We start from the raw sequence: 17,264 nt of genomic DNA, 5'->3' as shown, positions 1-17,264 counted from the left end.
ACCAGGCATCGGTTGTACCTGGTTAACGCTCGGCGAGCGGGCACACTGGAGGGCGTGGACAAGGCGGAGCTCGGGGCATTCCTGCGCAGCCGGCGGGAGCGGGTCGCCCCGGCGGACGTCGGCCTGCCGGCCGGTCGCCGACGCCGTACGCCGGGACTCCGCCGGGAAGAGGTTGCGCAGCTCGCGTACATCTCCACGGAGTACTACACCCGGCTGGAGCAGGCACGGGCACCGCATCCGTCCGCGGAGGTCCTGGCCGGGCTGTGCCGGGCGCTGCGGCTGAACGATGCCGAGCGCAACCATCTGCACCACCTCGCGGGAGTACCGCCGGTGCGGCCGGCCGGACCGCCGCGCGCAGTACGGCAGAGCATCCTCGATCTGCTCGACCGGCTGCCGAACGCGGCGGCGGTCGTGCTGTCGGCGTACTGCGAGGTGATCGCCTGGAACCACCTGGCGACCGCGTTGATGGAGGACTTCTCGGTCCGCTCACGCGCCGAGCGGAACCTGCTGCGGCGCGCGTTCCTCGGCGGCGACAAGCATGTGTACTCCGTGGTGGACGGCGCACGCTTCGCCCGGAGCTCGGTGAATCACCTGCGGGCGGTCGCGGCGCGGTACCCGGACGACCCGGAGCTGCGGGAGCTGATCGCCGACCTGTCGGAGAGCGCCGAGTTCACCGCGCTGTGGGAGGCGCACGAGATCGCGGGCGAGCCGACGCTGTGCAAGTCGTTCCAGCATCCGCTCGTCGGTCTCGTGACGGTGAACTGTGACGCGCTCGCGATCCCGGACTGCGACCAGCAGGTGATCATCTACACCGCGACGCCCGGCTCGCCGTCGGAGGAAGCACTCCGGCTGCTGTCGGTCGTCGGCACGCAGCGGCTCGACGTACCGGGCTGATTAAGCAATCACACTGCTCACTGTGTGCGGATATTCCTGTTGGAATTGTCGGCGACCGCGCGGGAGGTTGGACGTATGGCAGCTGACACGAACAAGACCCGCCGGATCGGCGACGTCGAGGTCTCCGCGATCGGGCTCGGCGCGATGCCGATGTCGATCGAGGGCCGGCCCGACGAGGCCCGGTCGATCGCGACCATCCACGCCGCGCTGGACGCCGGGATCACGCTGATCGACACCGCCGACGCGTACCACCTGACCGCGACCGACGACGGCCACAACGAGACCCTGATCGCCAAGGCGCTGGCGTCGTACGGCGGCGACACGTCGAACGTGCTGGTCGCCACCAAGGGCGGCCATCTGCGGCCCGGCGACGGGAGCTGGACACAGGACGGCTCCCCGAAGTACCTGGCCGCCGCGGCCGAGGCGTCGCTGAAGCGGCTCGGGGTGGAGGCGATCGGGCTGTACCAGTTCCACCGCCCGGACCCGAAGACGCCGTACGAGGACTCGATCGGCGCGATCCGCGACCTGCTCGACGCCGGCAAGATCCGGATGGCCGGCATCTCGAACGCGAACCCGGCCCAGATCCGCCAGGCCCAGGAGATCCTCGGCGGCCGGCTGGTGTCGGTGCAGAACCAGTTCTCGCCCGCGTTCCGCTCCAGCGAGCCGGAACTCGACCTGTGCGACTCGCTCGGCATCGCGTTCCTCCCGTGGTCCCCGCTGGGCGGCATCTCCCGGGCCGGCGACCTCGCCGCGTTGCACCCGGCCTTCCACACCCTGGCCGCGGAGCTCGGCGTCTCGCCCCAGCGCCTGACGCTGGCCTGGATGCTCGCGAAGTCGCCGCACGTCATCCCGATCCCGGGCTCGAGCCGCCCGGAGACGATCCGCGACTCGTACGCCGCGATCGATCTGGAGCTCACGCCGGCGCAGGTGGCCGCCCTGGATGCCGCCTGACCTGGGCATATCCGCTGCTCCGTCGGTGTTGAGCAGCGCATGGAAGACATGCGCGCACTCAGCTACGGCCTCGGACAGCAGTACTTCGAGGAGCGTAATTACCGCGGCGCGATCCGCGCGCTGCAGCCGGTGGTCGACGAGACGCCCGACGACGTCGGCACCCGGCTGCTGCTGGCGCGGGCGTACTACCACGCCGCCCTGCTCAAGCCCGCCGAGGAGCAGCTCCTCGCGGTCATCGAACGCGAGCCCACCGAGTACTACGCGCATTTGATGATGGCCCGAACGCTCGAACGGCAGTCCCGCCCGGACGAGGCCGGCAAACACCGCCGGATCGCCGCCGCCCTCACCGGCGACGACGAGTTGCTCATGTCGCAGTCGCTCTGACGGCGGACCGCCACCACTCATCAACCTGCTGTTACAACGCCGATCCCGCCGCGCCTGAGCGCGGCCCGGGGTCGGCGTTGCTGTTTGCTGAGTGGCTGGGGTCCGCGGAATGTCGCAGGCCGGACCGATGTTCTGGTAGTTTAATAGTGAACTACCTAGCCGAGGAGGACCGATGCAGTTCGGCGTTTTCAGCGTCGGGGACGTGACCGAGGACCCGACCACTGGGACCACGCTGTCCGAGGGTGAGCGGATCAAGGCGATGGTGCGGATCGCGCTCAAGGCGGAAGAGGTCGGGCTGGACGTGTTCGCGCAGGGTGAGCACCACAACCCGCCGTTCGTGCCGTCCTCGCCGACGACTCAGCTGGGGTTCATCGCGGCGCAGACCTCGAAGATCATCCTGTCCACCTCGACGACCCTGATCACCACCAACGACCCGGTGAAGATCGCCGAGGACTACGCGATGCTGCAGCACCTGGCCGACGGCCGGGTGGACCTGATGATGGGCCGCGGCAACACCGGGCCGGTGTACCCGTGGTTCGGGCAGGACATCCGGAACGGGATCGCCCTCGCCGTCGAGAACTACGCGCTGCTTCGCCGGCTCTGGCGCGAGGACGTCGTCGATTGGGAAGGCAAGTTCCGTACGCCGTTGCAGGGGTTCACCGCGACGCCGCGGCCGCTGGACGACGTACCGCCGTTCGTCTGGCACGGGTCGATCCGGTCGCCGGAGATCGCCGAGCAGGCGGCGTACTACGGGGACGGGTTCTTCCACAACAACATCTTCTGGCCGATCTCGCACACCACGCGGATGATCCAGCTGTACCGGCAGCGCTTCGAGCACTACGGGCACGGCGCCGCGGACCAGGCGATCGTCGGGCTCGGCGGGCAGATCTTCATGCGGAAGAACTCGCAGGAGGCGGTCCGCGAGTTCCGGCCGTACTTCGACAACGCGCCGGTGTACGGGCACGGGCCGACGCTGGAGGACTTCAGCCGGGAGACGCCGCTGACGGTCGGGAGCCCGCAGCAGGTGATCGAGCGGACGCTGTCGTTCCGGGAGCACTTCGGGGACTACCAGCGGCAGCTGTTCCTGATCGACCACGCCGGGTTGCCGTTGAAGACCGTGCTGGAGCAGCTGGACATCCTCGGCGAGGAGGTCGTTCCGGTACTGCGGAAGGAGTTCGCGGCGCTGAAGCCGGCCCACGTTCCGGACGCCCCGACGCATGCCTCGCTGAAGGCCGCGGCCGAGCGGGCGCACGACCTGGAGACGATCGAGGAGCCGGCCCGATGAAGGACAAGAGCATCGCCGTCGTGACGGCCGGGCTGACGACGCCGTCGTCGTCCCGGCTGCTCGCCGACCAGCTGGCGGAGGCGGTCCGGGACGAGCTGTCCGGCCGCGGCATCGGGTCACGGGTCGACCTGATCGAAGTACGCGATCACGCCCACGAACTGACCGACAACCTGCTGACCGGCTTCCCACCTGCGAAGCTCCGGGAGGTCCTGGACACGGTCGCCGCGGCCGACGCGCTGATCGTGGTCAGCCCGACCTTCAGCGCGTCGTACTCCGGCCTCTTCAAGATGTTCTTCGACGTACTCGACGACCAGGCCCTGGCCGGCAAGCCCGTCCTCCTCGCCGCGACCGGCGGCACCGAACGCCACTCCCTGGTCCTCGAGTTCGCCCTCCGCCCCCTCTTCGCCTACCTGAAGGCCCTCCCCGTCCCCACCGCCGTCTACGCCGCCTCCACCGACTGGGGCCCGAACGCCGCCACCCTCCGCCCCCGCATCACCCAAGCCGCCGCCGAACTAGTCGCCGCCCTCCACCACGAAACCCCCACCCACGCAGACCCCTTCGAAAACCCAACGCCCTTCGAGGACCTGCTGAACGGATAAGCGGACCGCCAGGCCATCACAATCGATGGCCACGGCCGCCCGTGAGCGGGAGTTGTCCGCACCCGACGTGATTGTGATGGCCTGGAGATCCTCAGGCCCGCTCGTCGATGAGCAGGGCGATCCCGTCCAGGATCCGGGCCAGGCCGAAGTTCAGGGCGTGGGCCGGGTCGAGGGCGGACTGGAAGTGTTCGCCGACGGCCGTGCCTACCCGGCCGGCCAGCGGGAAGTTGGTGCCGGACATCACCGCGGTCAGGGTCGGGGAGATTTGGCGCCACCATTCCTGGTCGGTGAGGCCGGAGTCTCGTTGGGTGCGGAGTTGTTCGGCGCCGGCTCGGGCGGTGCCTTGGACGTGGGTGAGGACGAGGGTCAGGGCGGAGTCCATCTCGACGTCGGTGAGGCCCAGGCCGTCGAGGGGGCGGAGTTCGATCTCGTACTTGCGGGTGATGTTCGGGCCCAGGGCTGTGCGCATCGTGGGGACGTCGTGGATCCAGGGGTGGGCGGTGAGGACGTCCCAGTTTCGGCGGGCGATGAATTCAAGGGCGCCGCGCCAGCCGCCGGGTTGCCGGGTGGGTTCGTCGTCGTCGTCGTCGTACAGGTCGCCGTACGCCTGATCGAACATCAGGTCGGTCAGCTCGCCCTTGCCGGGGACGTGCGTGTAGAGCGACATCGTGCCGACCTTCAGCCGGTCGGCGACCATCCGCATCGAGAGCGCGTCCAGCCCGGAGACGTCCGCGAGCTCGATCGCCGCGCCGACGATCGCGCGGACCGTCAGGCCGGACCGGCCGGGCTTGGTGTGGCTGCCCCAGAGCAGCGCCAGACTGCGCACCGGATCGGGCGCCGCCGCCTTTCTTCCCGCCACCCGGAACCTTCCTCCCACGCTCGTCGTTGGAGGAATCGTACCTGAGCCGTACAATGTACGGTACACTCTACGGCTCAACGGGCGGAAGCGACGCAGAGAGGTGGGAAGTGACGACGGAGCGAGTGATCGAGGCGGCCGGCGTACGGAAGAACTACCGCGGCGGCACGGAGGGTGCGGGGCTGAACGGCTTCGACCTGGAGGTCACGGCCGGCACCGTGACCGGGCTGCTCGGCCCGAATGGCGCCGGCAAGACGACAGCGGTGCGGATCCTGTCCACGCTGCTCGAGATGGATTCCGGTACGGCGAGGATCGCCGGGTACGACGTCCGCCGACAGGGAGCGGAGGTACGGCGGCGGATCGGCCTGGTCGGGCAGTACGCCGCCGTGGACGAGGTACTCACCGGGCGGCAGAACCTGGTGATGTTCGGCCGGCTGAACCATCTCCGGAACGCGAAGGCCCGGGCGGACGAGCTGCTCGAGCGGTTCAGCCTGACCGAGGCGGCCGGGCAGGCGGTGAGCAAGTACTCCGGCGGGATGCGGCGCCGGCTCGACCTCGCGGCGAGCCTGATCGTGGCGCCGCGGGTGCTGTTCGTGGACGAGCCGACGACCGGGCTCGACCCGGCCGGGCGGATCGAGGTGTGGAACGCCGTACGGCAGCTCGTCGACGGCGGTACGACGGTGTTGCTGACGACGCAGTACCTGGAGGAGGCGGATCAGCTGGCGAACCGGATCTCGATGCTGAAGGCGGGACAGGTGGTCGCCGAGGGCACGCCGGACGAGTTGAAGACACAGCTCGGGTCGGACCGGCTCGAGCTGGTGCTCGCGGATCCGGCCGAGGTACGGCGGGTCGTGGAGCTGGCCGCGCCGCTGGCGGACGGGGAGGTGCAGGTGACCGACGTACGGATCAGCATCCCGGTGAAGGATCGTACGAAAGCGCTGGTGGTGATGGCGAACTCGTTGTACGAGGCAAAGATCGAACCGGAGGACATCACGTTGCGGAGGCCGACGCTGGACGAGGTCTTCCTGCACCTGACCGGGGCGGAGGTGGCGGCGTGATGTGGGTACTCGCGGACAGTTGGACGATCGCGCGGCGGACGTTCCTGCACTGGCGGATGCAGCCCGGGCTGGTGGTGTTCACTTGGTTCTTCCCGGTGCTGATGCTGCTGTTGTTCGGCGGGTTGCTCGGCGGGGCGATGGCGTTGGACGCGTCGTACTACGAGTTGCTGGTGCCCGGCATCTTCGCGCTGGCGATGCTCTTCGGGCTGGAGGGCACGATGACGGCCGTCGCGACGGATGTGTCGAAGGGGGTGACGGATCGATTCCGGTCGCTGCCGATGAGTTCGGCGGCGGTGGTGCTCGGACGGTGCATCGCTGACCTGCTCGACTCGGTGGTCACGCTGGCGGTGCTGGTCGCGACCGGACTCGCCCTCGGCTGGCGCTGGCACCAAGGTCTCCCGTCAGCGCTGGCGGCGTTCGGCCTGCTGCTCCTCCTCCGCTTCGCCCTGCTGTGGGTAGGCATCTTCATCGGCCTCTCCGTGAAGAACGCCCAGAGCGTGACGATGGTCCAGGTCCTCGTCTGGCCGATCGGCTTCCTCTCCAGCACCTTCGTGGCAACCTCCACGATGCCACCCTGGCTGGGCACCATCGCCCAATGGAACCCGCTGTCCGCCACGGCCACCGCGGCGCGGAACCTGTTCGGCAACCCCGACCCCTCCACCACCGCAACCTGGATCGGCTCCCACGCAGGCCTCGCCGCCGTCATAGCTCCCTTGCTGCTGACAGCAGTCTTCCTGCCGCTCTCGGCGCATCGCTTCCGTACGTTGTCCCGCTGAGGTCGACGACCCGGTCGGCGTACTGGGTGAGGGAGTGGTCGTGGGTTATGAGGATTGTGGTGCGGTTGGGAGGTAGGGATTGGATGAGTTGATGGGCTGTGGGGGCGTCCAGGCCGGTGGTTGGCTCGTCCAGGACGAGGATTGGGGTGTTGCGGAGTAGGGCTCTGGCCAGGGTCAGGCGTTTCAGTTGGCCGCCGGAGAGGGTGGGGGAGGACGGGGTCAGTGGGGTGTCGTAGCCCTCGGGGAGGGCGGTGATGAAGTCGTGGGCGTTGGCGGAGCGGGCGGCGGCGAGGATCTCGGCGGGGGTGGCGCCGGGGCGGCCGTACGTGATGTTGGCGCGGATCGTGCCTGCTAGGACGTGCGTCTGTTGCGGGAGCAGCGTGATGCTCTCGCGCAGGCGGCGTACCTGCAGGGAGGTGAGCGGTACGCCGTCCAGCCGGATCTCGCCGGCGGTCGGATCGTGGAAGCGGAGCAGCAGCTTCGCGATCGTGGACTTGCCGATCCCGCTCGGTCCCGTGAGTACGACGAACTCGCCGGGCTCCACGGTCAGCCCGAAGTCCTCCAGCACGTCGACGTCCCGGTAGCGGAACCCGACCCGGTCGAACTCGACCCGCCCGTGCACCGTCGCGAGCTCGACCGGGTGCTCGGGGTCCGTGACCGTCGGCTCGGCGGACAGCAGTTCGTCGAGCCGCTCGGTCGCGGCGGTGGCGGCGGTCGCGGTCAGGTTGAGCTCGCCGAGACTGCGCAGCGGTGGGTACAGATACCCGAGGAACGCCGTGAACGACAGTAACGCGCCGAGCGTCATCCGCCCGTGCGAGATCTCCCAGACCCCGAGGCCGATCACCCCGAGCACACACAGGGTTTCCAGCACCTCGACGACCTGCTCGTACAGCTCGCTCCGCCGCGCGCCGCTCACCGACGCCCGCATCCACGCGACCGCCTCGCGATCCAGCCGCTGCTCCTCGGCCGGTGACCGGTTGTACGCCTGCGTCAGCTCGATCGTACCGAGCGACTCCTCCAGTACGGACGTGATCGCGCCGTCCGCGATCCGCTCGGAACGCGCGAAGCGCCGGATCGGCCCCGAGAACACCTTCGCCGCCAACCACAGCAACGGCGCCAGTACGAACGTCACCAGCGCGAGGTCCCACCGCAACCAGAACGCCGCGGCCGCGAACAGTACGACGCGGAACACCGCCGACAGCACCCCGATCGTCGAGGACACCACCAACTGCTCGATCGCCTCGACGTCACCGCTCAACCGCTCGACCAGATCCCCGCGCCGGTACCGCTGAAAGAAGTCCGGCGGCAGCTCCTGGACGTGCCCGAACACGTGCGCACGCAGGCGCCGTACGAACCGCTCACCGCTCCAGAACGCCAGTGAGTTCCCGAGGTACCCGATGATCGCGCCGACGACCGCGACCGCCAGCCACGCGCTCGCCGGATGCCAGAACGCGCGCAGCGAACCCTGCTGCAGCGCGTGATCCGTCAGGTTGCCGAACAGCAGGATCGCGACCGTCTCGCAGACCGCCGCCACGATCACACAGCAACACACCAGGACGTACCATCGCCGGTCACCTCGCGTCAGCGGCCAGAACCGCCCGAACGCCTGCCGGATCGTCATCGCCGCCTCCCGTCGGACACGCCGATGGGGCCTGCGGAAACTGCAGGCCCCATCGTCGGGAACTAGCGTGCGATCGGCCGGCGGCGCGGCGCCTTCTTGGCCGGCTTCTGGTGGCAGGCACCTGGCTTCGGGGCCTGGTGCTTCTTCGGGAGCGGGGCCAGCTTCTTGAGGCTCATGAGATTCTCCTTCGTTGGTTGTTGCCGCGGTCAACTGCTTGCGACAACCCCGAAGTTAGCCAGCCAGCCTGGCTGAACCATCAGTCCTTTCTGGCAAAACCCTCCGAACCACAACCGTTGGCCCCCCGATAGTTGCCTAGGGCGTCAGTTGGCCACCGTTGATCTCGATGATCTGGCCGGTGACGTACGACGCCATCCGCTCGGACGCGAGGAACAGGATCGTCCCGACGCACTCGTGCGGCGTACCGGTGCGGGCCATCGGGATGGTCGCGAGCATCGCCTGCATCTGCGCGTCGGCGGTGTGCCGGTCGTGGAACGGCGTCTTGATCACACCTGGCGCGATCGCGTTCACCCGGATCCCGTCCGGCGCGAGCTCCTTCGCCAGACCGCGGGTGAAGGTACTGACCGCGCCCTTCGAGGTGGCATAGACCACCGAACCACCGGCGCCACCGGTCCGCCCGGCGATCGATGTCACGTTGATGATCGACCCGCCGCCCTGCTCCTTGAACACCGGCACGATCCGCCGGCTGAGCGCGAACACCGAGGTCAGGTTGACGTCCAGGATCCGGTGGAACTCCTCGTCCGGTACTTCGGCGATCGGGGACCGGTGGACGAGATCGCCGGCGTTGTTCACGAGTACGTCGATCCGCCCGTGCTGCGCGAGCACCTCGTCGACGAACGCGTCCGCCGCCTTCGGGTCGGCGAGATCCGCCTGATGCAACGACGCCGTACCGCCCGCCGTCTGTACCGCGCCGACGGTGTGCTTCGCGCCGTCGGAGTTCCGGTGGTAGTGCAACCCGAGCGTCGCCCCGCTCTCCGCGAACCCCACCGCCGCCGCGGCCCCGATCCCGCTACTGGCCCCGGTCACCACCACAACCTGATCCCTGAAATCCAGATATCCCATACGCCCTATCCTCTCCCGTCCGGCCCGAACGCGCCGGACGGGAGGTGGGCGGAGGCGGAGCGGGAGTATTTTCGATGGATGGGATACGCGCTCGGGGAGCTCGGGCTCCGGCGGTGGCGGACTGGTGATGCGTTGCGGTTGGCGGCGGCGCACGACGATCCGGCGATGGTGGATCAGGGCGGCATCGTGGACCGGGCGTCCGCGGTCGACTGGATCGGCCGGGTCGCGGACCTCGACAACGGGCATGTGTACGCCGTCGCGGACGCGGACGACCACCCGATCGGGTGCGTGGCGGTGACGAACATCGACCGGCACCGGGTCGGCTGGACCTGGTACTGGACCCTCTCCGACGTCCGCGGCCACGGAGTCGCCCGCGACGCCCTCCGCGCCCTCGCGAACTGGGCGCACCACGAGGCCGGGCTGTACCGCCTCGAGCTGGGTCACCAGCTCGGCAACCCGGCGTCCTGCGCGGTGGCGGCCCGCGCCGGCTTCCTCTCCGAGGGGGTCGAACGCCAGCGCCTCGCCTTCGACGGCACCCGCTACGACGTCGAACGGCACGCCCGCCTACTCACCGACCCCCTGGACCCACCCCAGCGCCCGGTCCGCATCGTCGGCTAGGTGGGCCTGCACGCAGGCAGAACCCCGGTCGCTACCGGCGTACCGCGACGTTTCGTGGGGTTGTGCCTGCGTGCACGTCCAGCTCAGAGGGTGAGTTTCGGGTGGCGGTTGACGTCCTTGTAGAGGAGGTAGCGGAAGCGGCCGGGGCCGCCGGCGTAGCAGGCCTGGGGGCAGAAGGCGCGGAGCCACATGAAGTCGCCCTCCTGGACTTCGACCCAGTCCTTGTTCAGGAGGTAGATCGCCTTGCCCTCCAGCACGTACAGGCCGTGCTCCATCACGTGCGTCTCCGGGAACGGGATCACCCCGCCCGGCTGGAACGTCACGATGTTCACGTGCATGTCGTGCCGTACGTCGTCCGGGTCCACGAACCGCTGCGTCTGCCAGGCACCGTCCGTGTCCGGCATCTCGCGGCCCTCGACGTCCGCCTCGTTGGTGACCAGCGCCGGCGGTACGTCGATCCCCTCGACCCGCTCGTACGCCTTCCGCACCAGGTGGAAGGTCGCGTTCGCGTCACTCGTGTTCCGCACGGTCCAGTCGCCGCCCGGCGGGAGGTACGCGTACCCACCGGAGGTCAGCGTGTGCTTCTCGCCCGCCACCGTCAGCGCAATGTTGCCCGAGACAACGAACAGCACGTCCTCGGCGGCCGGGTCGGTCTCCGGCCTGTCGCTGCCGCCACCCGGCGCGACCTCGACGATGTACTGCGAGAACGTCTCCGCGAACCCGGACAGCGGCCGCGCGATCACCCACAGCCGGGTGTCGTCCCAGAACGGCAGGCGGCTGGTGGTGATGTCCCGCATCGTCCCGCGCGGCAGGACGGCGTACGCCTCGGTGAAGACCGCGCGGTCGGTGGTCAGGTCGGTCTGCGCGGGCAGTCCGCCCTTCGGGGCATAGAAGGTCATCGTTCTCCTCGGGTCAGCAGGCGGCCGCGCGGGTCGGCGGCGAGGTCGACGGGTACGCCGGACAGCCAGGTGCTCCGGACGACGCCGGTCAGCGTGCGGCCGTCGTACGGCGTGATGGCGTTCTTGTGCTGGAGCTGGTGCGCGTCGACGGTGAAGGTCTCGTCGGGGGCGAGCACGCAGAGGTCGGCGTCGTACCCGACCTCGATCCGGCCCTTCGTCCGCAGCCCGGTCTGGGCCGCGGGCGCCTCGGCCATCCAGCGGATCACGTCCGGCAGCGTGAAGCCGCGGCGGCGGGCCTCGGTCCAGATCGCGGACAGGCCGAGCTGGAGGGACGCGATGCCGCCCCACGCGGTGCCGAAGTCGCCGGTGTCCAGGTGCTTGAGGTCGATCGTGGACGGCGAGTGGTCGGACACGATCTGGTCGATGGTGCCGTCTCTGAGGCCGTCCCAGAGCAGCTCGCGGTTCGCGGCCTCGCGGATCGGCGGGCAGCACTTGTACTGCGTGGCGCCGTCCGGGATGTCCTCCGCGTCGAAGCTGAGGTAGTGCGGGCAGGTCTCCGCGCTGATCCGGACGCCGTCGGCGCGGGCCTTCGCGAGCAGCGGGAGGACCTCGGCGCTGGAGACGTGCAGGATGTGTACGCGGCAGCCGGTCTCGCGGGCGAGGTCGATGACGTGCTGCACCGCGTCGTTCTCCGCAGTACGGGGGCGGGAGTTGAGGAAGGCTTCGTAGCTGGCGCCGTCGGGTTGGCTCGCCTCGTCGATGCGGTGCGCGTCCTCGGCGTGCACGATCAGCAGGCCGTCGAAGCCTGCGATCTCGCGCATCGCGGCCGCCAGTTGGGCGGTGTCGAGCGGCGGGAACTCGTCGACGCCGGAGTGCAGCAGGAAGCACTTGTACCCGAAAACGCCGGCGTCGTGCAGCGGGCGCAGGTCGGGGACGTTGCCCGGGATCGCGCCGCCCCAGAAGCCGACGTCGACGTACGCCTGGGTCTCGGCAGTCTTCCGTTTGAGCGTCAGCGCCGGGACGTCACAGGTCGGCGGGATGCTGTTCAGCGGCATGTCGACGATCGTCGTGACACCGCCGGCCGCCGCGGCCTTGGTCGCGGAGGTGAAGCCCTCCCAGTCGGTCCGGCCCGGGTCGTTCACGTGCACGTGGGAGTCGACGAGCCCCGGCAGCAGTACCTCGTCGTCGGCGAGCCGGAGCTCGGTCGCGGCGTCGAGCTCGGCGTCGTACGGCGAGATCGCAACGATCCGCCCGTCCCGAACCCCGACCGCGGCCGCCTGCTCACCCCCGCCACGCACCACCCGACGGGCCCGTATCACGAGATCCAGAAGACTCATGCGATGCCTCTCTCCGTTCGTGTCATCGTAAGGTGCTCCACCGCGATCCGTTCCCCGAGCTCTTCGAGGAGCGGGCGCGGTTCGGCGATACACCGCTGGACATCCGGCTCCACATCGGTCAACGCATAGGCGGCCGCGACCCCGATCCCCCGGAGTTGCTCAGGAGACAGCCGATTGACCCCGCAAACCGCCACCACCGGAACACCTCCAGCGCCCGCGGCGACTCGGCCCACGGCCGGTCGGCCCACGGTTGGTCGGCCCACGGTTGGTCGGCCCACGGTTGGTCGGCCCACGGTTGGCCCGCCGCCGGCGCGAGCGGCTGCCGCTACTCCGGCGACGGCCTTGCCGTGCAGGGTTTGTTCGTCCAGCGCGCCTTCGCCGGTGACCACCAGGTCCGCACCGGCGAGCTGTTCGCTGAACCGCACCATCTCCAGGATCAGGTCGATCCCGGGCCTCAGCTCAGCACCGAGCAGGGCAATCGCCGCAAACCCGACCCCACCAGCGGCGCCGGCCCCCGGGGTGTCCCGCAGGTCCGCCCCGGTCGCCCGGGCCACGAGATCAGCCCATTTCCCGAGACGTGCATCCAACTCGGCCACCTGCGCCGGAGTAGCACCCTTCTGCGGCCCGTACACAGCAGCCGCACCCCGAGGTCCGGTCAACGGATTGTCCACATCACAAGCAACAACCAGCTTCACCCCACGCAAGCGGCGCCGAAGCGCCGCCAGGCCGAGCACCCCGCCTGCGGCGGGGGAGGAGGCCGCGGCACCCGAAGCGGCGGCCGACGAGGCCGGACCACCCCCGGCGGCGGGTGGTGAGGGCGGGCCGGCGCCGATCTTCGGAAGTTTTTCGTCGCGGAGCGCCGAATTGTTTCCGGAAAGCCGATCCGGCCGGCGAGCGAGCGCCTGGATCAGGCCTTGGCCGCCGTCGGTGGAGGCGCTGCCGCCGATGCCCAGGATGATGCGGGTGCAGCCCGCGTCGATGGCCGCGGAGATCAGTTCGCCCGTGCCGTACGACGTTGCCGTGAGCGGAGCCGGTGTACCGCCGGGGAGGTGGACCAGGCCCGAGACGTCGGCCAGTTCTACTACGGCGGTGTTGCCCAGCCTGGCGTAACCGGAAAGGACCGGCTCGCCCGTGGGGCCGGAGGCGGTAATCGGGACCAGGGTGTAGCCGGCGGCGACGGCGGCGGACAGGGTGCCGTCGCCGCCGTCGGCGACCGGGACCGGAATCACGGTGGCGTCGGGGCAGACTCGTCGTACCCCGGTGCCGACCGCCTCCGCGACCTCCGCGCTGGTCAGCGTTCCCTTGAACTTGTCCGAGGCGACCACGATCCGGAGGCCGAACCCCTCGAACGACGCGGTGCCCATCAGTCCAGCAATGCGAGTGCTGTGGGCGCGTCCTCCGGTGCGATCGCCAGGTCCTCGAACTCGATGACGTTGTCGATCTCGACGCCCATCGACACGTTCGTGACCCGCTCGAGGATGACCTCGACGACGACCGGGACCCGGTGCTCGACCATCAGCTTCTTCGCCTGCTCGAGGGCCGGCAGGATCCCGTCCGGCTCGGACACCCGCAACGCCTTGCAGCCGAGGCCTTCGACGACCTTGACGTGGTCGACGCCGTACCCCGCGACCTCCGGGCTGTTGATGTTCTCGAAGGACAGCTGCACGCAGTAGTCCATGTCGAAGTTCCGCTGCGCCTGGCGGATCAGGCCGAGGTACGAGTTGTTCACCACGACGTGGATGTACGGGATGTTGAACTGCGCGCCGACCGCCAGCTCCTCGATCAGGAACTGGAAGTCGTAGTCACCCGACAGCGCCACGACCGTGCTCTCCGGATCCGCGACAGCAACTCCCAGCGTGGCCGGCACGGTCCAGCCGAGCGGCCCGGCCTGCCCGGCGTTGATCCAGTGCCGCGGCCGGTACACGTGCAGCATCTGCGCCGCCTGGATCTGCGACAGCCCGATGGTCGACACGTACCGGACGTCCGGCCCGAACGCGCGGTTCATCTCCTCGTACACCCGCTGCGGCTTGATCGGCACCGCGTCGAAGTGCGTCTTCCGCTGCAGCGTGGTCTTCCGCTCCCGGCACTCCGCGGCCCACGCCGTACGGTCCGGCAACGATCCGGCGCGCTCGCGGGCGACCTCGACGAAGACCTCCAGCGCGGCGCGCGCGTCCGACACCACGCCGTAGTCCGGCGCGAACACCCGCCCGATCTGGGTCGGCTCGATGTCCACGTGGATGAACTTCCGCTCCCCGCGATACACATCCAGCCCGCCGGTGTGCCGGTTCGCCCACCGGTTGCCGATCCCGAGGACCAGGTCGGACGCCAGCAGCGTCGCGTTCCCGTACCGGTGCGAGGTCTGCAGCCCGACCATGCCCGCGCTCAGCGGATGGTCGTCCGCGATCGCACCCCAGCCCATCAACGTCGGTACGACGGGAACGCCGGTGAGCTCGGCGAAGGAGACCAGCAGCTCCGCCGCGTCCGCGTTGATGATGCCGCCGCCCGCGACGATCAGCGGGTGCTCGGCGGCGCTCAGCAGGTCGAGCACCTTCTCCGCCTGCGCCCGGGTGGCCGCGGGACGCGAGACCGGAAGCGGCTCGTACGTGTCGATGTCGAACTCGATCTCGGTCAGCTGGACGTCGATCGGCAGGTCGATCAGCACCGGGCCCGGACGGCCTTCGCGCATCACCTGGAACGCCTTCTGGAAGGTGCCCGGGACCTGCGCGGCCTCCATCACCGTGACCGCCCACTTCGCGACCGGCTTGGCGATCGCGGAGATGTCGACGGCCTGGAAGTCCTCCTTGTGCAGCTTCGCGACCGGCGCCTGCCCGGTGATGCACAGGATCGGGATCGAGTCCGCGGACGCGGAGTACAGGCCGGTGATCATGTCTGTACCGGCAGGCCCCGACGTACCGATGCAGATGCCGATGTTGCCCGCACGAGCCCGGGTGTACCCCTCGGCCATGTGCGACGCGGCCTCGACGTGCCGGGCGAGCACGTGCTTGATGCCGCCGTGCGCGCGGATCGCGCTGTAGAACGGGTTGATCGCGGCCCCCGGCAGCCCGAAGGCCTGTGTCGAGCCTTCCTTCTCCAGGATCAGTACGGCGGCATCCACCGCCCGCATGCGAGCCATCAGTTGACGTCCTTCCCGGACAGCCGCTCCACACCACGGAGCAGCGCGGAGTGGTCGAGTTTGCCGTCGCCGTTCGCGCGGGCGGACGCGACCAGCTGCGCCACCAGGGCACCCAGCGGTACGACGACGCCGGCCTCGCGGGCGGCCGCGGTGACGATGCCCATGTCCTTGTGGTGCAGGTCGATCCGGAACCCGGGCTCGAAGGAGCGCGACAGCATGTTCTCCTTCTTCTGGTTGAGGACGGTCGAGCCGGCCAGGCCGCCGCCCAGGACCTCGAGGGCAGCCTTCGTGTCGACGCCGTACGCCTCCAGGAAGACGACCGCCTCGGCGACCGCCTGGATGTTCGCGGCGACGATCAGCTGGTTGGCCGCCTTCACGGTCTGGCCGGAGCCGCTCGGGCCGACGTGCACGACGGTCTTGCCGACCGCGTCGAACACCGGCTTGGCCTGCGCGAAGTCGTCCGCCTCGCCGCCGACCATGATCGAGAGCGCGGCGTTCTTCGCGCCGGCCTCGCCGCCGGAGACCGGGGCGTCGAGCAGCCGGAAGCCGAGCGCGCGGGCCTGCTCGGCGAGCTGCTGGGTGACGTCCGGGCGGATGCTGGAGAAGTCGATGATGAGCGCGCCGGTGTCTGCGTTCTGGAAGACGCCGTTCTCGCCTTCGAGGACGTCCTGGACGTCCGGCGAGTCCGGCACCATCACGCAGATCACGTCGGCGCCCTTGACCGCGTCGGCGATCGAGCCGGCGGCCCGGCCGCCGGCCTCGATCAGCGCGGCGGCGCGCTCCGGGCTGTGGTCCACGCCGGCCACGGTGTGCCCGGCGTTGGCGAGGTGGACGGCCATCGGGTTACCCATGATGCCGAGGCCGATGAAGGCGATGTTCGTCATTTCGTCTCCTAGGGGATGTCAGCGGCGCTCGAACGGCAGCCAGCCGAAGCTTGTTTCCGAGGTGGTGGACGGCTTGTACTCGAGCCCGACCCAGCCGGCGTAACCTCCGGCTTCCAGGGCGCTGAGCTGGTGGTCGAGCGGGAGCGTGCCGGTACCGGGCTCGTTGCGGCCCGGGTTGTCGGCGATCTGCACGTGCGCGACCCGGTCGGTGTGCTCGGCGATCACCCGGTCGACGTCGTCGCCGTTGACCGCGAGGTGGTACAGGTCCGCGAGCAGCCCGAGGTTCGGTACGTCGTACCCGGCCTGCACGCGGTCGATCACGCCGAGGGCGTCGGCGGCGAGCTTCAGCGGGTACCGCGGTGCGCCGCTGACCGGCTCGACCAGGACGGTGGCGCCGATCCGCGCGGCGGCCTGTGCGGCCAGTCGGAGGTTCTCGACCGCGACGTCGTCCTGCTCCTGCTCGGTCGCGCCGTCCACCCGGTTGCCGTACAGCGCGTTGAAGCCCTGGGTACCGAGGCGCTCGCCGATGCCGACCGCGACGTCGATGTTGTCGCGGAACTCGCCGGACCGCTTCGGCCAGGACACCAGTCCGCGGTCGCCGCCCGGCATGTCGCCGGCGAAGAAGTTCAGGCCGGTCAGCTGGACGCCGGCGTCGGTGACCGCGGTGACGAACGCGTCGACCTGGCGGTCCGGCGGGACGGCCTCGACGAACGGCCACCAGAACTCCACCGCGCTGAACCCGGCCCGCCGGGCGGCCGCGGGCCGCTCGAGAAGGGGCCGCTCGGTGAACAGCAACGAACAGTTCACCGTGTACCGCAACTGGTGACTCATCCCGTCCAACTTTCCGCATTGTGGAACTTGATTTCTGTTCTGCGAAATGACCATAAGT

The 17,264-nt window shown here is 69.6% G+C and carries 17 protein-coding genes; 8 read left to right on the top strand and 9 right to left on the bottom strand.

What is annotated here, in order from left to right:
• Positions 1–54: 54 nt before the first annotated feature.
• The 5 genes from JOF29_RS25730 to JOF29_RS25710 all read left to right on the top strand — a co-directional run bounded on the left by JOF29_RS25730 (position 55) and on the right by JOF29_RS25710 (position 4,113).
• On the top strand, positions 55–894 hold the full coding sequence (locus JOF29_RS25730; RefSeq protein WP_209697022.1) for a helix-turn-helix transcriptional regulator: 840 nt from the start codon (positions 55–57) through the stop codon (positions 892–894).
• Positions 895–969: 75 nt separating this feature from the next.
• Positions 970–1,845, top strand: a complete 876-nt coding sequence (locus JOF29_RS25725) for an aldo/keto reductase (protein ID WP_209697021.1) — start codon at positions 970–972, stop codon at positions 1,843–1,845.
• A gap of 39 nt (positions 1,846–1,884) precedes the next feature.
• Entirely contained in the window at positions 1,885–2,229 is a 345-nt protein-coding gene (locus JOF29_RS25720) for a tetratricopeptide repeat protein (RefSeq protein ID WP_209697020.1), read from the top strand.
• A gap of 172 nt (positions 2,230–2,401) precedes the next feature.
• Entirely contained in the window at positions 2,402–3,514 is a 1,113-nt protein-coding gene (locus JOF29_RS25715) for an LLM class flavin-dependent oxidoreductase (RefSeq protein WP_209697019.1), read from the top strand.
• Positions 3,511–4,113 (top strand): FMN reductase, encoded by a 603-nt coding sequence (locus JOF29_RS25710; protein WP_209697018.1) that lies wholly within the window; start codon positions 3,511–3,513, stop codon positions 4,111–4,113. Before JOF29_RS25715 ends, JOF29_RS25710 begins: the two co-directional genes overlap by 4 nt.
• Positions 4,114–4,204: 91 nt before the next feature.
• Here the strand turns inward: JOF29_RS25710 and JOF29_RS25705 are convergent, their stop codons facing one another.
• Positions 4,205–4,972, bottom strand: coding sequence for a TetR/AcrR family transcriptional regulator (locus JOF29_RS25705; RefSeq protein ID WP_209697017.1), 768 nt, complete (start codon positions 4,970–4,972; stop codon positions 4,205–4,207).
• 107 nt (positions 4,973–5,079) lie between these two features.
• On the opposite strand from JOF29_RS25705, the gene JOF29_RS25700 reads away from it, so the two are divergent.
• Together JOF29_RS25700 and JOF29_RS25695 are read left to right on the top strand one after the other, a co-directional pair.
• A complete protein-coding gene (locus tag JOF29_RS25700) occupies positions 5,080–6,027 on the top strand; it encodes an ATP-binding cassette domain-containing protein (RefSeq protein WP_307863686.1) in 948 nt (315 codons plus the stop codon).
• The gene (locus JOF29_RS25695) at positions 6,027–6,803 is read left to right on the top strand and encodes an ABC transporter permease (protein WP_209699998.1); all 777 of its coding nucleotides are present in this window, start codon (positions 6,027–6,029) and stop codon (positions 6,801–6,803) included. The genes JOF29_RS25700 and JOF29_RS25695 overlap by 1 nt, the downstream gene beginning before the upstream one ends.
• Here JOF29_RS25695 and JOF29_RS25690 read toward each other — a convergent pair.
• Complete coding sequence (locus tag JOF29_RS25690; protein ID WP_209697015.1) at positions 6,730–8,424, bottom strand: ABC transporter ATP-binding protein; 1,695 nt, start codon at positions 8,422–8,424, stop codon at positions 6,730–6,732. The genes JOF29_RS25695 and JOF29_RS25690 overlap by 74 nt on opposite strands.
• Before the next feature lie 312 nt (positions 8,425–8,736).
• The gene (locus tag JOF29_RS25685; RefSeq protein ID WP_209697014.1) at positions 8,737–9,504 is read right to left on the bottom strand and encodes an SDR family NAD(P)-dependent oxidoreductase; all 768 of its coding nucleotides are present in this window, start codon (positions 9,502–9,504) and stop codon (positions 8,737–8,739) included.
• Between the two features lie 78 nt (positions 9,505–9,582).
• Here JOF29_RS25685 and JOF29_RS25680 point away from each other — a divergent pair, with 78 nt between their 5' ends.
• Positions 9,583–10,122: a GNAT family N-acetyltransferase gene (locus tag JOF29_RS25680; protein WP_209697013.1), complete on the top strand. Its 540-nt coding sequence runs from the start codon at positions 9,583–9,585 to the stop codon at positions 10,120–10,122.
• Between the two features lie 83 nt (positions 10,123–10,205).
• Here the strand turns inward: JOF29_RS25680 and JOF29_RS25675 are convergent, their stop codons facing one another.
• The 6 genes from JOF29_RS25675 to JOF29_RS25650 are packed head-to-tail and all read right to left on the bottom strand — an operon-like array spanning position 10,206 to position 17,206.
• Positions 10,206–11,021 (bottom strand): bifunctional allantoicase/(S)-ureidoglycine aminohydrolase, encoded by an 816-nt coding sequence (locus JOF29_RS25675; protein WP_209697012.1) that lies wholly within the window; start codon positions 11,019–11,021, stop codon positions 10,206–10,208.
• Positions 11,018–12,358 (bottom strand): allantoinase AllB, encoded by a 1,341-nt coding sequence (gene allB, locus JOF29_RS25670; protein ID WP_209697011.1) that lies wholly within the window; start codon positions 12,356–12,358, stop codon positions 11,018–11,020. Before allB ends, JOF29_RS25675 begins: the two co-directional genes overlap by 4 nt.
• Positions 12,355–13,722, bottom strand: a complete 1,368-nt coding sequence (locus tag JOF29_RS25665) for a glycerate kinase (RefSeq protein ID WP_209697010.1) — start codon at positions 13,720–13,722, stop codon at positions 12,355–12,357. Before JOF29_RS25665 ends, allB begins: the two co-directional genes overlap by 4 nt.
• Positions 13,722–15,491 (bottom strand): glyoxylate carboligase, encoded by a 1,770-nt coding sequence (gcl, locus tag JOF29_RS25660; RefSeq protein WP_245359453.1) that lies wholly within the window; start codon positions 15,489–15,491, stop codon positions 13,722–13,724. The genes JOF29_RS25665 and gcl overlap by 1 nt, the downstream gene beginning before the upstream one ends.
• The gene (locus tag JOF29_RS25655) at positions 15,491–16,375 is read right to left on the bottom strand and encodes a 2-hydroxy-3-oxopropionate reductase (protein WP_209697009.1); all 885 of its coding nucleotides are present in this window, start codon (positions 16,373–16,375) and stop codon (positions 15,491–15,493) included. Before JOF29_RS25655 ends, gcl begins: the two co-directional genes overlap by 1 nt.
• A gap of 18 nt (positions 16,376–16,393) precedes the next feature.
• Positions 16,394–17,206: a hydroxypyruvate isomerase family protein gene (locus JOF29_RS25650; protein ID WP_209697008.1), complete on the bottom strand. Its 813-nt coding sequence runs from the start codon at positions 17,204–17,206 to the stop codon at positions 16,394–16,396.
• Positions 17,207–17,264 lie beyond the last annotated feature (58 nt).

Source organism: Kribbella aluminosa, assembly GCF_017876295.1.
Taxonomy (GTDB): domain Bacteria; phylum Actinomycetota; class Actinomycetes; order Propionibacteriales; family Kribbellaceae; genus Kribbella; species Kribbella aluminosa.
Note: the sequence above shows the minus strand (reverse complement) of the source record. Positions and strands in the feature narration are given on the sequence as shown.

Coding starts and splice junctions, on each gene's coding strand:
- JOF29_RS25725 (WP_209697021.1), top strand. CDS start 970: ATGGCAGCTGACACGAACAAGACCCGCCGGATCGGCGACGTCGAGGTC.
- JOF29_RS25720 (WP_209697020.1), top strand. CDS start 1,885: ATGGAAGACATGCGCGCACTCAGCTACGGCCTCGGACAGCAGTACTTC.
- JOF29_RS25715 (WP_209697019.1), top strand. CDS start 2,402: ATGCAGTTCGGCGTTTTCAGCGTCGGGGACGTGACCGAGGACCCGACC.
- JOF29_RS25710 (WP_209697018.1), top strand. CDS start 3,511: ATGAAGGACAAGAGCATCGCCGTCGTGACGGCCGGGCTGACGACGCCG.
- JOF29_RS25695 (WP_209699998.1), top strand. CDS start 6,027: ATGTGGGTACTCGCGGACAGTTGGACGATCGCGCGGCGGACGTTCCTG.
- JOF29_RS25690 (WP_209697015.1), bottom strand. CDS start 8,424: ATGACGATCCGGCAGGCGTTCGGGCGGTTCTGGCCGCTGACGCGAGGT.
- JOF29_RS25685 (WP_209697014.1), bottom strand. CDS start 9,504: ATGGGATATCTGGATTTCAGGGATCAGGTTGTGGTGGTGACCGGGGCC.
- JOF29_RS25680 (WP_209697013.1), top strand. CDS start 9,583: ATGGGATACGCGCTCGGGGAGCTCGGGCTCCGGCGGTGGCGGACTGGT.
- JOF29_RS25675 (WP_209697012.1), bottom strand. CDS start 11,021: ATGACCTTCTATGCCCCGAAGGGCGGACTGCCCGCGCAGACCGACCTG.
- allB (WP_209697011.1), bottom strand. CDS start 12,358: ATGAGTCTTCTGGATCTCGTGATACGGGCCCGTCGGGTGGTGCGTGGC.
- JOF29_RS25665 (WP_209697010.1), bottom strand. CDS start 13,722: ATGGGCACCGCGTCGTTCGAGGGGTTCGGCCTCCGGATCGTGGTCGCC.
- gcl (WP_245359453.1), bottom strand. CDS start 15,491: ATGGCTCGCATGCGGGCGGTGGATGCCGCCGTACTGATCCTGGAGAAG.
- JOF29_RS25655 (WP_209697009.1), bottom strand. CDS start 16,375: ATGACGAACATCGCCTTCATCGGCCTCGGCATCATGGGTAACCCGATG.
- JOF29_RS25650 (WP_209697008.1), bottom strand. CDS start 17,206: ATGAGTCACCAGTTGCGGTACACGGTGAACTGTTCGTTGCTGTTCACC.